10 protein-coding genes are annotated in these 13905 nt (G+C 66.0%); 5 read left to right on the top strand and 5 right to left on the bottom strand.

Features of this window, described 5'->3' with window-relative positions; genetic code table 11:
- Positions 1–6: 6 nt before the first annotated feature.
- The 4 genes from CXR03_RS14880 to CXR03_RS14865 all read right to left on the bottom strand — a co-directional run bounded on the left by CXR03_RS14880 (position 7) and on the right by CXR03_RS14865 (position 3836).
- Positions 7–819: an inositol monophosphatase family protein gene (locus CXR03_RS14880; protein ID WP_104104510.1), complete on the bottom strand. Its 813-nt coding sequence runs from the start codon at positions 817–819 to the stop codon at positions 7–9.
- Positions 816–3023 carry an NAD-dependent DNA ligase LigA gene (gene ligA / locus CXR03_RS14875; RefSeq protein ID WP_104104701.1) on the bottom strand — a complete coding sequence of 736 codons (2208 nt, stop codon included), beginning with the start codon at positions 3021–3023 and terminating at the stop codon, positions 816–818. The genes CXR03_RS14880 and ligA overlap by 4 nt, the downstream gene beginning before the upstream one ends.
- Positions 3024–3144: 121 nt before the next feature.
- Complete coding sequence (locus tag CXR03_RS14870) at positions 3145–3450, bottom strand: pore-forming ESAT-6 family protein (protein ID WP_104104509.1); 306 nt, start codon at positions 3448–3450, stop codon at positions 3145–3147.
- A 50-nt stretch (positions 3451–3500) separates the two neighbouring features.
- Positions 3501–3836 carry a hypothetical protein gene (locus tag CXR03_RS14865; protein ID WP_104055287.1) on the bottom strand — a complete coding sequence of 112 codons (336 nt, stop codon included), beginning with the start codon at positions 3834–3836 and terminating at the stop codon, positions 3501–3503.
- A gap of 356 nt (positions 3837–4192) precedes the next feature.
- Here CXR03_RS14865 and CXR03_RS14860 point away from each other — a divergent pair, with 356 nt between their 5' ends.
- The gene (locus CXR03_RS14860) at positions 4193–6535 is read left to right on the top strand and encodes an FdhF/YdeP family oxidoreductase (RefSeq protein ID WP_104104700.1); all 2343 of its coding nucleotides are present in this window, start codon (positions 4193–4195) and stop codon (positions 6533–6535) included.
- A gap of 105 nt (positions 6536–6640) precedes the next feature.
- On the opposite strand, the gene CXR03_RS14855 is transcribed toward CXR03_RS14860, so the two are convergent.
- Entirely contained in the window at positions 6641–6958 is a 318-nt protein-coding gene (locus tag CXR03_RS14855) for a DUF6457 domain-containing protein (protein WP_104104508.1), read from the bottom strand.
- A 176-nt stretch (positions 6959–7134) separates the two neighbouring features.
- On the opposite strand from CXR03_RS14855, the gene CXR03_RS14850 reads away from it, so the two are divergent.
- Genes CXR03_RS14850 through eccCa form a run of 4 tightly spaced genes read left to right on the top strand, consistent with a single transcriptional unit; the run spans position 7135 to position 13905 of the window.
- The gene (locus tag CXR03_RS14850) at positions 7135–7425 is read left to right on the top strand and encodes a hypothetical protein (protein ID WP_104104507.1); all 291 of its coding nucleotides are present in this window, start codon (positions 7135–7137) and stop codon (positions 7423–7425) included.
- 5 nt (positions 7426–7430) lie between these two features.
- Positions 7431–8771, top strand: a complete 1341-nt coding sequence (locus tag CXR03_RS14845; protein WP_104104506.1) for an EsaB/YukD family protein — start codon at positions 7431–7433, stop codon at positions 8769–8771.
- Complete coding sequence (locus tag CXR03_RS14840; protein WP_104104505.1) at positions 8768–9910, top strand: hypothetical protein; 1143 nt, start codon at positions 8768–8770, stop codon at positions 9908–9910. The genes CXR03_RS14845 and CXR03_RS14840 overlap by 4 nt, the downstream gene beginning before the upstream one ends.
- Entirely contained in the window at positions 9907–13905 is a 3999-nt protein-coding gene (gene eccCa / locus CXR03_RS14835) for a type VII secretion protein EccCa (RefSeq protein ID WP_104104504.1), read from the top strand. Before CXR03_RS14840 ends, eccCa begins: the two co-directional genes overlap by 4 nt.

The following is a 13905-nucleotide window of genomic DNA, read 5'->3' as shown; positions in this document are numbered from 1 at the left end:
CCCGGTTCAGGCCCCGACTGCGGCACCGGCAGCGGTCACTGCCTGAAGCCGCTCGGTATCGCTGCCCGGAGTCCCCGGCCTGCGCACCGGAACTCCGGCTTCTTCGGCAATCAGCGCACCGGCGGCATAGTCATATTCGTTAAGCCCGCGCTCCAGATAGGCGTCCAGGGTTCCGTCTGCCACCATGCACAGGTCCAGGGCGGCGGATCCGAGCCGGCGGACATCGGCATACCCTGCCGCCAACTCGGCAAGGGCCGCGTACTGCTCGGCGCGCACTGCCCCGTCATAGGAAAATCCGGTGCCCAGCAGTTTGCCGGTCCGCTCCGGATCCGGTCCCGTCAGTCTGCGTACAGTGCCGTGTTCGGCCAGCCAGGCGCCGTGGCCGCGGGCCGCCGAATAGACCCGCACCAGCGCCGGGGCGTGTACGACGCCGGCCAGCCAGACGCCGTCGTCGTTCACTGCCGCCACAGAGGTGGCGTAGTAGACGATGTTGCGGATGAAGTTGGTGGTGCCGTCGAGCGGATCGATGGACCAGCGGATGCCCGAGGCGTTGTCCGGCACGCTGGCATCCAGCTCTTCTCCGGTGACCGCGTCCTGCGGACGGCGGCGGGCCAGGACCTCGCGGACGGCACGCTCGGCGGCCGTGTCGAACTCCGTGACCCAGTCACCGGCGGCACTCTTGTTCACGGCGTTCAGGCCGTCGGCGGTGCGGCGGGCAAGCACGGCTGCACCGGCCGCCGCAGCCTCCCTTGCCACATCCAAAAGCTCCAGCGGATCGTCTCCGGGAACGGCAGCGCGGTCCGGCAGCGGCGGCGTCATGCCGGGCCCTCTTCCTGCCGCGTGTCCTCCTCCAACAGCGTGCCGTCCAGCAGCGCGCGGAAGCCGTCTTCATCCAGCACCGGCACACCGAGGGACTCCGCTTTGTCCAGCTTGGTGCCCGCGTTCTCCCCCGCCACCAGATAGTCGGTTTTCTTGGAGACCGACCCCGAGGCCTTCCCGCCGCGGGTGATGATGGCTTCCTTTGCCTCGTCGCGGCTGAAGTTCGGCAGGGTTCCGGTGACCACAATGGTCATGCCTTCAAGGGTGCGGGGCATCGTTTCGTCTCGTTCGTCGGCCATCCGCACCCCGGCAGCGGCCCAGCGGTCCACGATCTCGCGGTGCCAGTCCTCAGCGAACCATTCGGTCAGGGCCGCCGCGATGGTGGGGCCCACGCCGTCGACATGGGCCAGCTGCTCTTCCGACGCGGCACGGATAGCGTCCATGGAACCAAACGCGGTGGCCAGCGCGCGGGCCGCCGTCGGCCCTACATGCCGAATGGACAGAGCCACCAGCACCCGCCACAACGGCTGGGTCTTGGCCTTCTCCAGCTCGGTAAAGAGCTTGCGGGTGGTGGCGGTGGGTTCGGAGGGCTTCTTGGCCGTTCCCTTGGAATAGAAGTACGGAACCAGTTCGGTGCCGTCCACCACGCCCTTCACCCGCTTGGGGCGTTCAATCCGCACATCGGCCAGATCCTCGACCTTGAGGTCAAACAGGCCGGCTTCACTGGTCAGCGGCGGGATCTGGGGCTCGGTGGGCTGCGTCAGGGCAATGGCCGCCTCCCAGCCGAGTGCCTCAATATCGAAAGCGCCGCGGCCGGCGAGGTGGAAAACGCGCTCCCGCAGCTGAGAGGGGCAGGACTTGGCATTGGGGCAGCGGATGTCCACGTCCCCTTCCTTCGCCGGTTTCAGTTCCGTGCCGCAGGAAGGGCAGTGCGTGGGCATCACAAAGTCCCGTTCGCTGCCGTCCCGGAGGGCGACGACGGGACCCACGATTTCCGGAATCACGTCACCTGCCTTGCGCAGCACCACGGTGTCGCCGATCTTCACGCCCTTGGCCTTGACCACGTCTTGGTTGTGCAGGGTCGCCATTTCCACGGTCGAGCCGGAAACGGAGACCGGAGTCATCATCCCGTAGGGCGTGACGCGGCCGGTGCGCCCCACGTTCACCCGGATGTCCAGGAGCTTGGTGTTCACTTCCTCCGGCGGGTACTTGTAGGCAACGGACCAGCGCGGAACCCGCGAGGTGTGGCCGAGGGCGCGCTGCAGGGCGAAGTCGTCCACCTTGACCACAATGCCGTCGATCTCGTGCGAGAGGTCGTGGCGGTGCTCGCCGTTGACGGCAATGTAGTTGAGCACTTCGTCGTAGCTGTCCAGGACCTTGTAGTACGGCGACGTCGGCAGGCCCCACTGTTTCAGCAGTTCGTAGGTTTCGGACTGGCTGGCAGCTGCCAGACCAGCACGTGCACCGATGCCGTGCACATACATGCTCAGCGGACGCCGGGCAGTGACTTCGGGGTCCTTCTGCCTCAGCGATCCGGCGGCGGCATTGCGCGGGTTCGCGAACGGCGCCTTCCCGGCTTCAACCATGGACTCGTTCAGGCGGGCAAACTCCTTGGAGGGAATGAAGACCTCCCCGCGGATTTCCATTTCCGCAGGGATGTCCTCTCCCGTGAGCACCCGCGGGATGGATTTGATCGTGAGCACGTTGTGCGTAATGTCCTCACCGGTGGTGCCGTCGCCGCGGGTGGCCGCCCGGACAAGCTCCCCGTTGCGGTAGAGAAGGTTCACGGCCAGGCCGTCAATCTTGAGCTCCGTCAGCCACTTGATCTTGGCGTCAGGGGCAATGTTCGCCACTGACGCTTCGGCCTTGCGGACCCAGGCATCCAGTTCGTCCAGCGAGAAGACATCCTCCAGGCTGTACATGCGCTGAAGATGCTCCACCGGAGTGAACGCCGCTGAGATCTCCCCGCCGACTTCCTGGGTGGGCGAATCATTGGTGACCAGTTCCGGATGCAGCGCTTCAAGTTCCTCGAGCCGCCGGTACAGTTCGTCAAACTCCGCATCGGAGACGAGCGGAGCGTCTTCGTTGTAGTACGCGAAACGGTATTTGCGCACCTGGTCCGCAAGATCCTGGTATTCCGCACGCAGGTTGTCGCTGGGCGGGGTGTCAGTGCTGACCGATTCGACGGCGGCTGCGGTGTCCATGGTTTCCGGGGATGTCTTGGCTGTGCTCACCTAATCAATCTTGCCCCATTCGACGCCGCCGGGGCAGTCCCGCCTTCCCGGCCGCTGCCCCGCCGCGCGTCCCCCGTCCCCCGGCCGCCCGTCAGCCGATGTTCTGCACGGCTCCCTTGGCCCGGGCACCGGCGCTGGACGCTGTCTGATCGTTCAGGTTCAGGGTCTGCTTCACCAGCCCGATAATGGTGCGGGTTTCATTGGCGGCATTGCGGAAGCGGTTTTCCACGGCCTGGTACTCCTCCGAAACACCGTCGGCGGAGAAGTCGGACATGGCCGAGTTGACCGCTTTTTCCCGCTCGCCGATCAGCGATTCGAGCTGGGCAACAATGGACTGGATATCCCCCTGCACAGCGGCGGAGGTATCGGTGTCATAACTCAAACGATCCTGGGACATGGCAAATCCTTTCGAAAACTATCAGTTACCTGCTGGGAATTAGGGTGATGTCAGCGGGAGGAACCGAAGCGGGCAGCATCAAAGCTTGCCGCTCCCTGCTGCTGCTGGGCATTGTCCGCGGATTCCTGGTCTCCCATTTGGAAGGACCTGTCCATTTCCGACTGTCCCAGCAGGATGGCGGCGAGGGACCCGTTCAATTCATTGGCCACTTCATCCGTGCGTGCCTTGAATTCGTCGAACTTCACCCGGCCCGAACCGTTGAATTTGCCCTCCAGCGGAGCCACTGCCTGCACCAGCGAGCGCACCAGCTGTCCCAGGTCCTCGTGTGAAGATCCCGTTTGCTGTGTCAGCGTTCCCAGCGTTTGTGAACCCATATCGAATTTCATCACTGCCTGCTTTCGGCGCGTACTGCGCCCTCGTCCGTTCCGGTTTCCTCCGGCACCGGATCCGCCGCACCCCTTTCGGGACTGCCCGTCCGCCTGCCTGTGGCACCATCCAACGTGGAGGCATCCCAAAAAGCCATGCAATGATCCGCACCTGTGGATAACCGCGCGGTGTCGGCAGGAGCCCGGGATGTCCGCCTTTGGAGCCGGTCCGGAAAAGAAGTTCTCGGCGGCGCGTCGGCGGAAACCTTGCTATGCGATACCGCACCTGCTAGGCCTATTTGTACGGATGAGGCGTTTCGGCCGGGAAGGACCGGGTTCGAAACTGCATAGGGCAGGACGGCGAAGGGATGTACGGAATGACCCGGAAGGAACCCCGCGTTGAAAACGTGGATGAGAAGGACATACAAGTTACGTCTCCGAAGGAATGGGCAGCAGGAATTCCTGCCGTCTATCACTCGCTGAAACCTGCCGTGCAGCACATGGGCGCCAAGCGGGCACTGGAAGCCACGTTCAAGATGAACCAGAAGGACGGCTTTGACTGCCCCAGCTGCGCCTGGCCGGACCCGACGCACCGCAGCAAATTCGAATACTGCGAAGAGGGCGTCAAGGCCGTCACATGGGAGGCCTCCCCCGTCATCATTCCCTCCGAATTCTGGGCCGAGCACAGCATTACTGAGCTTCGCGGCCGTACTGAATACTGGCTGGGCATGCAGGGCCGGCTGACGGAGCCGGTCTACAAACCGGCCGGTGAGGACAACTACCGCGTGATCAGCTGGGATGAAGCGTTCCGCATCGTGGCGGACAAGCTCAACGGGTTGGATTCACCGCATGAGGCCGCGTTCTACACCAGCGGCCGCACCTCCAACGAGGCCGCCTTCCTGTATCAGCTGCTGGTGCGCGGCTTTGGCACCAACAACCTGCCCGACTGCTCCAACATGTGCCACGAGTCCTCCGGCTGGGCCATGGGTCAGACCATCGGCATCGGCAAGGCCACGGTCACCTACGATGACTTCGGCAAGGCGGACCTGATCATCCTGATGGGCCAGAACCCGGGAACCAACCATCCGCGCATGCTGACCGCGCTGGAGGAATGCAAGCGCAATGGCGGCAGCATCGTTGCCGTGAACCCGCTCCCCGAGGCCGGCATGCGCCGGTACAAGAACCCGCAGAAAGTCCGCGGCATTGCCGGCAAGGGAACGGAACTGGCCGATCAGTTCCTCCAGATCCGCCTGGGCGGAGACATGGCCCTGCTGCAGGCCATCTCCAAGCGGGTCCTCGAAGCCGAGGAGAAGAACCCGGGCACTGTCCTGGACCACGACTTCCTGGAAAAGCACTGCGAAGGCCTGGCCGACCTCAAAGAGCACTTGGTGCACCTGGATGACCAGACCGTTGTAGAGGCAACCGGCCTGCCCATCGAAGAAATCAACGAACTCGCCGACCGGTATCTGCGGGCGGAGAAGGTCATCATCTGCTGGGCCATGGGCATCACCCAGCAAAAGAAGGCCGTGCCCACCATCAAGGAGATCATCAACCTCCTGCTGCTGCGCGGCAACATCGGCAAACCCGGAGCCGGAGCTGCCCCCATCCGCGGGCACAGCAATGTCCAGGGCGACCGCACCATGGGCATCTGGGAGCAGATGCCGCCGGCCTTCCTGGATTCCCTGGGCAAGGAGTTCAACTTCGATCCCCCGCGCGACCACGGCGTCGACGCCGTCGAAACCTTCTACAAGATGCAGGAGGGACACATCAAGGTCTTCGTGGCGCTGGGTGGAAACCTCATCTCGGCAATCTCCGACACACAGTTTGCCGAAGCTGCCATGCAGAAGACCGAGATGACGGTGCAGATCTCCATCAAGCTGAACCGCTCCCACCTGATCACGGGCGAGGAAGCGCTGATCCTGCCCACCAAGGGACGCACGGAACAGGACATCCAGGAAAGCGGTCCGCAGTTCGTCTCGGTGGAAGACACCGTCTGCGTGGTGCACGCTTCCCGGGGAAATCTGACCCCCGTATCGGAGAATCTATTGTCCGAACCCGCCATCGTTTCCCGCCTCGGAGCGCTGGTGGTCGGTGATCGGATCGACGCCGACTGGGAGGGCTACGAAAAGAACTATGACCTGATCCGCGACCATATCGGCCGCGTCGTCGACGGCTGCGACAACTACAACGAGAGGATCCGCCACGAGGGCGGCTTTGTCCTGCCCAACGGACCGCGTGATTCACGGACCTTCCCCACGCCCACCGGCAAGGCGGTCCTTACGGTCAATGATCTGGAAGCCGTTGAACGCCCCGAGGGCACCCTGATCCTGCAGTCACTGCGCTCCCACGATCAGTGGAACACCACCATCTACGGGCACAATGACCGCTACCGGGGTATCCGCGGGGGGCGGCATGTGCTGTTCATGAATGCTCAGGACATCACGGAGCTGGGCCTGGCTGACGGGCAGTACGTCGATATCCACGGAATACACCACGACGGCGTGAAGCGGGTCCTGCGCAAGTTCCGCGTGGTCTCGTATCCCACGCCGAAGGGCTGCGTTGCCGCCTACTACCCCGAGGCCAACGTTCTGGTCCCGATGGACCATGTGGCCGAAGGCAGCAACACCCCCGTGTCCAAGACTGTCCTCGTGCGCGTTGAGCCCAACCTCGACCCGGCACACGAACAGGCCGAAGACTTCAAGACCCGGGCTCCGGCTTAGGTCCCGGTCCCGGAGGCGCACAAGGGGGCTAAGAACTTCAGCACTCCGCAAAAAGGCGGGAGCTTCTCCACCGGAGAAGCTCCCGCCTTTTCCTCTACCCGCCTGTTACTGGGCGGAGTCCTTCCATCCCTGGCCCTCCGGTCCTTCCAAACCTGTGGCCGCGAGCTGGAAGGCAGTGTCGGCAGCTGTTTGGACTGCTTCCTCCGCGGCCTTTCGACCGCTGGTCTTGGACAGGCCGGCGGCGTATCCCACGAGGAATGTGCTGATGAGACCGGCGTGCGGGCCCACATTCTCGGACGATTCCTCGGCCAGGTCCACCAGCATTTTGTGATCCACTTCCAGGTCCAGGATTTGCAGCGCCTGCGTCAGGCGGCGGCTCCATTCGCTGAGGTTGCGCTCTTCAGGGCCGGGGTTGGTGCTCATGAGATCTCCTTCGGTGCGGGATGGTCCAACAAGACTTAGCACCGGGTACAGGATTGCACAACGTTAGTCTCCGGCAGCCGTCCACAGGGTTGTCCCCAGCTTCGCCCTGACCGCACCGAAATCATGTCCGCGGTGCAAGGATGTAGCCAACGTGTCCAAAGGGCGAGGGGACCTTCATGGCCAGCGACTACGACAATCAGCTCATCGAGTCCGTCACCGTGCGCCGGCAGCGGCTGCTGACGGCCCTGCTCTTTGGGGAGAACCCGAACGAGCGCCGCTGGATGGACAGCGTCCGCCTCTTCCTCCTTAGCGTCGCGGCGGCCGCAGTCATTGCCGCGGTTTGTGTGGGGTATTCCTTTGTCAGCAACCTGCTGGCCGAAAACCGTGCCAAGCAGGAGGATCAAACGCAGCGCCAGGGCAGTGCCCTGTCCCAGCCGTTTACCGAGTACCACCGGTCCGGGGCCTGACCACGATGGCCCATCCCTTTACCCGTGTCACCCTGATCGGCGCACGGAAACACGTTGACCTGCTCCTGCCCTCCGACGAGCCGGTAGGGCTTCTCCTTCCCCAGGTCCTGAACCTGCTGGAGGATGTGCCCGCCGCGCAGGTGGCGGCCAAGGTACTCGTCGCCGGTGACGGCACGGAACTCCGCGCCGGACAGTCCTTGAACCAGGCCCGGGTCCTGGACGGTTCATCGCTGTTGCTGTGCAACGCCGCGGAAGCTCCGCCGGCCGCCGTCGTCTATGACATCACCGATCTGGTGGTGGATGAAACCAGTGCTGTGGGCGGCCGGTGGAACCGCCGTTTCAGTGCTCTCACCGCCGGGACCTTCATGGCGGCAGGCATCTGGACCGGCGCCGAAATCCTGCTGGCGGCACTGGCTCCGGATTCCGCCTGGTGGATGCTGCTGGCCCTGTCACTGCTCGGGCTGGCCGCCGGCACTTCCGCGGGGCAGCTGCAGCCGCGCAGCGCCCTTGGCACCACCCTGCTCGGAGCGGGGTGGCTTGCCGGTCTGGGCGGTACCGTCCATGTTTACGACGGCGATCCGTCGCGGCTTCCCGCCGCTGCCCTGATCGTGGCCGGGCTCTCGGTCCTGGGGCTGGCAGGTCTGGGAACCTTCTCCGCCCAGCCGCGCGCCTTTTTCAGCGCTGCCGCAACGCTGGTCCTGGCCGCAGGAGTGTGGGCCGCTGCCGGTGCGCTCACCGGGGACGCCGTCCGGGCCGCCGCCTTGGCTGCACTGGCCGGCACGGTCATCCTGGGGCTGCTGCCCAAGCTGGCACTCGCGTCGTCCGGTCTTGCCACACTGGATGACCAGCGGGCGAAGGGCGGTTCCATCGCCCGCACCGATGCCCGGGACGCGGTGGCCGCCGCACACCGCGGGCTGACCCTGGGCACCGTCATCACAGCGCTGTGCCTGGCTCCCGGACTGTGGCTGTTGGGCACGGACACCCGTGATCAGAACTGGACGCTGCCGCTGCTGCTGGCCCTGACCCTGGCCCTCGTCCTGCGCACCCGGTCCTTTCCCCTGGCTCCGCAGCGAATTGCGCTCTACCTCGCCGTCGCCGTCGGACTCGGCTCCGCAGCACCGGCTGCGCTGCGGGTCTTGCCCGGCCAGCCCTGGGCTGTGGGGGTGGCAGTGCTGCTGATCGCGGCCACCGCGGCAGTTTCGCTGACGTCCACGCTCCCCGACCATACCCAGGCACGGTTCCGTCTGCTGGCCAAGCGGATGGAAACCTTATCCATCCTGGCCTCCGTTCCCCTGACCGCCGGCATGTTTGGTCTGTTTAGCCAGCTGGCCGGGAGCTTCTCATGAACGTGCCCCGCCCTGCCGAATCCGGGCTGCGCCGCGTGCTCACCGGTTCGGCCGATCTTTTCCGCGGTGATGACTACCCGCGCCGGCTCGCAGAAGCAGCGGCCGGTTCCCAGCTGCCGGTCACCACGGGCCGCCGCATCGCCGTCGTAGGATCCCGCGGCGGGGCGGGGAGAACCACCTCGGCGGCACTGCTGGCCAGGATTTACGCGGCCATGCGTGCCGACGCCGTGGCCGCCGTCGACAATGCGCCGGAAAGCGGAACGCTAGGTTTTCGCCTCGGGGTGCCGGACGCTCCGTCGCTGGAAGCCGTTGCTGCCCGGATGGACGCCGATCCCCCTGCCACGATGGCGCAGCTGGCGGGCCTGCTGGCGGTTGCGGGGCCCGCCAATCTGCTGGTCACCGGACGCCGGAGCCCCCATGCCCGGGCAGGTGCGGGCGTGGGGACTTCGGTTGCCGGCAGCACCGCGGCGGGGACGACGGCGCCGGCATGGACACCCGCCGGTCCCCTCGCCCGGAATCTCTCCGGCGGCCAGGATGACGGCGGGGTGTTCGACGGCGTTTCCTCCGGTGCACCCGGCATTCCGTCCCGCCGCGTTTCCGAAGGAACCGGTCAGGTTGCTGCCGACGCCGCAGCCTCTTTGCTGTCCCGGATAGTTTCCCGCTACTGCCCCATCACGGTTTTCGACTGCGGCGCAGGGCTCAGAGCTCCGGCGGCCCGCTGGGCCCTGGAAAGCTCCCATCTGGCTCTCTTCGTCACTCCGGCCAGCGCCGCGGGAGTGGCGGACGCCGTCGAATACTCCGCGGGTTGGCACCTCGATCCGCTCCTCGGCTCTGTCCCCCTCCTGGTGCTGGTGGTCCAGTGCACCAGGGACGGCGCTTTGTCCGCGTCCCGGCAGGCCGCCGGCCTCCGCCGTGCCGGCATCGACGCTGCCCATGTGAGCTATGACCGGCATCTGGCAGCGGGAACCGCCGTAAGTCCTGCCCTGCTGGCCCGCCGGACCCGCCTTGAAGCGGTGTCCCTGGCGTCGCGGGTCCTGTCCCTTGCCGTGTCCGGCCCGGGACCCGGCCCGCGACGGTCCGGATCTGCCGGATCTGCCGGATCTGCCGGATTTGCGCAGGCGAGGAGAACTCCGGCATGAGCACCAGAATCCTGCACCGGCCCGCACGGACCACCGCTCCGGCACGAACCATGGAGGCGTTCTCCCTGGATGCCCCGCCTCCCGTGGAAGGCGGCAAAACCGGCATGAACATGATGTCCCTGGTTCCCCTGCTGGGTGCCGGCGTCTCGATGACCGTCATGATGCTCTTCCGCGGCTCGCCCCTGGCGGCCGTGGGAGCGCTGATGATGATCGTTACGATCATTGCCTCTGTCCTGATGATGCTCAGCCAGCGCGGCAGGCAGGGAAAACAGCGCCGGGAGCAACGGGAGAACTATCTGGAGTACCTGGAACGCTGCCGCACCACGCTGCGCTCGGACGAGCAGGCCGCCCTTGCCGTGGCCCGGACCTCCAGCCCGCCGCCGGATGCACTGTTTGACATCATCAGGGATACCAAACGGCTCTGGGAACGCCGCCGGCACAACGAGGATTTCCTCCAGGTCCGGATTGGCACCGGCTCCCGGCACAACCGGGACATCACCATTCAAAGCTCCGGCTCGGCCCTGGCCCAGGCAGACACCTTCATGACCACCGAGGTGGAGATCCTCAAACAGCGCTACGAATCCAGTCCCGAACTGCCGCTGACCGTTCCGCTGGACTGCGCCGGAAACGTCTCAGTGGTGGGGTCCCGCCGGTTTGTTGCCCGGGTAGCCAGGCTCCTGCTCACCGAAGGCGCGGCGTTCCATTCACCCGAGGACCTGCACCTTGCCCTCATCGCACCGCCTGACCGGCGGGACGACTGGGAGTGGGCCACCTGGCTCCCCCATCTCGCGGACCAGAGTTCCAGCCATGCCACCGGACCCATCCGCCGGCTGGCTCCCACTGCGGAAGACCTCAGCGACGTAATCAGCGAAGACCTGCACCGGCGCTCCACCCTGGCAGCCGAGTCCCGCAAGAACTTCCTGCGCGGCGGCGTGGGCACCGCGTTGCCCCGGCTCCTGGTGCTCAGCGACTCCTACGGTCTGCTCCCGTCGGAACTGCAGGTGCCGGACCAGGAAGCCTCGGCCGGTTCCCTGGGCATCACCACGGTGTTCCTGGTCGCGGAGCGCAATCAGGAACCGGGAGAAGTCTCGGTGCGGATCAGCGAAGACCGCGACGGTCCGGACGGCGCGTTCATCGTGGAAAACTACCGGGGGGACGCGGTGCTTCCCGCCGTCGAACGCGGCCGCCTGGACGATCTTCCGCTGCCCCTCGCGGAGGCCCTGGCCCGTGAGCTCGCCCCGCTTCGGCTCTCGCCGGATTCCCTGGAGCATGACAGCAGTGAAACCGCCCAGGGATTCCTGGAAATGCTGGGGCTTTCACCCCAGCTGGACGAAGCGGACATCCGGCGGCTGTGGAAGCCCCGCGGCGAGGTGGACTTCCTGCGGGTGCCGCTGGGACCCGATGACCGCGGGAGGCCGGCCCTGCTGGATTTGAAGGAGTCCGCGCAGTTTGGTCACGGGCCCCACGGCCTGTGTGTGGGTGCCACCGGTTCCGGCAAGTCCGAGATGCTGCGGAGCATGGTGGTGGGCCTGCTGGCGACGCACTCGCCCGACGTCCTGGCCATGGTGCTCGTCGATTACAAGGGCGGTGCCACGTTTGCCCCGTTCGCCGGTGCCCCGCAGGTGGCCGGCGTCATCACCAACCTCTCCGATGACGTCAGCCTGATCGAGCGCGTGTACGCCAGCCTTGCGGGCGAGATCCAGCGCCGGCAGGAAGTCCTCAAAGCGGCCGGCAACCTTGCCAACATCACGGACTATCAGCTGTACCGGCAGGAATTGAAGTTACAGGGACGGGAGCCGGCCCCGCTGCCGCACCTGGTGGTGATCATTGACGAATTCGGCGAGCTCCTCACTGCCCGGCCGGACTTCATTGAGCTCTTCCTGTCCATTGGCCGCATCGGCCGCTCCATCGGCGTGCACCTGCTGCTCTCAAGCCAGCGGATTGAGGCCGGCAAACTCCGCGGCCTGGACACCTATCTGTCCTACCGGATTGGGCTAAGGACCCTTTCGGAGGGCGAATCCCGCACGGTGCTGGACACCCCCGATGCCTTCCATCTGCCTCCGGTGCCCGGCTTCGGATACCTGAAGGTGGACACCACCACGTACACCCGTTTCAAGGCCGGTTATGTTTCCGGCCCTCTGGAAGCCGCGCAGGAAACCGCGCAGGACGACGCCGGCCTGTCGCCGCAGGTCCTGCAGGTCCCCCGTTATGCCGCGTCCCTCGAGGCACAACCCGCGGCCAACGACGCGCGCCCGGCATCGACGTCGGCCTCCAAACGCACCACCGGACCCACCGTCCTGTCCACGCTCATGGACACTCTTTCCATGTTCCCGCGGGCGGTGGACCCCATCTGGCTGCCGCCGCTGCCCCGCGGCATTGCGCTGGACCAGGCCGCCGGCGGACTCTCCGCCGAGAAGAGCCTGCGTCTTGCCTGCGGCGGATCCCTGCGGATCCCCGTGGGACTGCTGGATGACCCGGCCAAGCAGTGGCAGGGCGTGTGGGAGCTGGATCTGGCAGCCAACGGCGGCAATGCTGCCATTGTGGGCGGCCCTCAAACCGGGAAAAGCACGGCGCTGCGCACCATCGTTGCGGCGTTATCACTGACCCATAGTCCGGCGGAGGTGGGTATTTACGGCATCGACCTGCTCGGCAGCGCCCTGCTGCCGCTGGAAGGGCTGCCCCATGTGGGCGGGGTGGCCGTCCGCACCAACCGGGAGGTCGTCCGCCGGACAGTGGATGAACTCCTGGCCATGCTGGCCCACCGCGAACACCTCTTTGAGAAATACCAGGTGGACTCGCTGCCCACCCTCCGCCGGCGGTGCGTCGACGGCGGGATCCCGGAGCTTCCCAGCGCCGACATCGTCCTGGTTTTGGATGGCTACGGGCAGCTCAGCGACGAATTCGAGGACATCGAAAAGCCGGTCCACGCACTGATCAGCCGCGGTGCCGGCTACGGCATTCACGTCATCGCCACGTGCTCACGGATGAATGAGATCCGGATCTCGCAGCAGAGCTTCTTCGGTAACCGGATTGAACTGCGGCTGGCCGATCCCGGGGAGTCCGCCCACGGACGCAAGATGGCCGAAGCCGTCAGCCCCGGAAGCCCCGGGCGGTCACTGACGGACCGCAAGCTGCAGGGCCATTTCGCCCTGCCGCGCATCGATGCCGGGACAGATGACGGTTCCGCCGCGAGCAGCCTGCAGGATTTGGTGGCTGCCGTAGCGGCGGCCACCCGCGAGCGTGCCATGCAGGTTCGGATTCTGCCTGCCTCTGTTTCCGCTGATACAGCCCCCACCCCCGAAGCGGCGGCCTCCGTACCGCTGGGTCTCCGCGAGGCCGACCTCGGCACCGAGATCCTTGACCTGCACGGCAGGGAACGGCATTTGCTCATCATGGGTGATGATGCTTCCGGCAAAACCAACGCCCTGCGGTCCGTCATCCGCCGTCTGACGTCCCAGCATCAGCCCGAGGACATCGTCTTTGCGGTCTTCGATCCCCGCCGCAGCCTCACCGGGGAAGTCCCCGGCGAATCGCTGGGCGGCTATGCCACCAGCGCGGCCCTGGCGGAAAAGCTCGCAGCGGCGGTCGCCGGGGAGCTGGAGAAGCGGACCTCGGCTGGCCCGGCGGAGCTGGCCGGCCTGCCGCGCATCGTGCTGGTCATTGATGACTACGATGTGCTGACCGCCGGCGGTTCCTCGCCGCTGAGCCGGTTGACCCCGTTCCTGCCACTTGCCCCTGAAATCGGGCTGCATGCCGTCCTGTCGCGCCGGGTACGCGGGGCGAGCCGGGGAATGTATGAACCCTTCTTCACGTCCCTGCGCGATTCCGGCAGTGCCGCGCTGATCCTCTCCGGCGACCGGGCGGAAGGAACCCTGATTAACGGGGTTCGGGCCCGGACCCTGCCGCCGGGCCGGGCGCAGCTGATCCAGCCGGGCAAGCCTGTTCAGGTGCTTCAGCTGTTCCTGAACGAGGAGCCCAGCCGGGTCCCCGGGTAA

It is taken from the genome of Arthrobacter sp. 08Y14 (assembly GCF_002929455.1).
In the GTDB taxonomy this organism is placed as follows: domain Bacteria; phylum Actinomycetota; class Actinomycetes; order Actinomycetales; family Micrococcaceae; genus Arthrobacter_B; species Arthrobacter_B sunyaminii.
Note: the sequence above shows the minus strand (reverse complement) of the source record. Positions and strands in the feature narration are given on the sequence as shown.

Bases quoted from the DNA above. Each gene is read 5' to 3' on its own strand.
- CXR03_RS14880 (WP_104104510.1), bottom strand. From the start codon at position 819: ATGACGCCGCCGCTGCCGGACCGCGCTGCCGTTCCCGGAGACGATCCG.
- ligA (WP_104104701.1), bottom strand. From the start codon at position 3,023: ATGGACACCGCAGCCGCCGTCGAATCGGTCAGCACTGACACCCCGCCC.
- CXR03_RS14870 (WP_104104509.1), bottom strand. From the start codon at position 3,450: ATGTCCCAGGATCGTTTGAGTTATGACACCGATACCTCCGCCGCTGTG.
- CXR03_RS14865 (WP_104055287.1), bottom strand. From the start codon at position 3,836: ATGAAATTCGATATGGGTTCACAAACGCTGGGAACGCTGACACAGCAA.
- CXR03_RS14860 (WP_104104700.1), top strand. From the start codon at position 4,193: ATGACCCGGAAGGAACCCCGCGTTGAAAACGTGGATGAGAAGGACATA.
- CXR03_RS14855 (WP_104104508.1), bottom strand. From the start codon at position 6,958: ATGAGCACCAACCCCGGCCCTGAAGAGCGCAACCTCAGCGAATGGAGC.
- CXR03_RS14850 (WP_104104507.1), top strand. From the start codon at position 7,135: ATGGCCAGCGACTACGACAATCAGCTCATCGAGTCCGTCACCGTGCGC.
- CXR03_RS14845 (WP_104104506.1), top strand. From the start codon at position 7,431: ATGGCCCATCCCTTTACCCGTGTCACCCTGATCGGCGCACGGAAACAC.
- CXR03_RS14840 (WP_104104505.1), top strand. From the start codon at position 8,768: ATGAACGTGCCCCGCCCTGCCGAATCCGGGCTGCGCCGCGTGCTCACC.
- eccCa (WP_104104504.1), top strand. From the start codon at position 9,907: ATGAGCACCAGAATCCTGCACCGGCCCGCACGGACCACCGCTCCGGCA.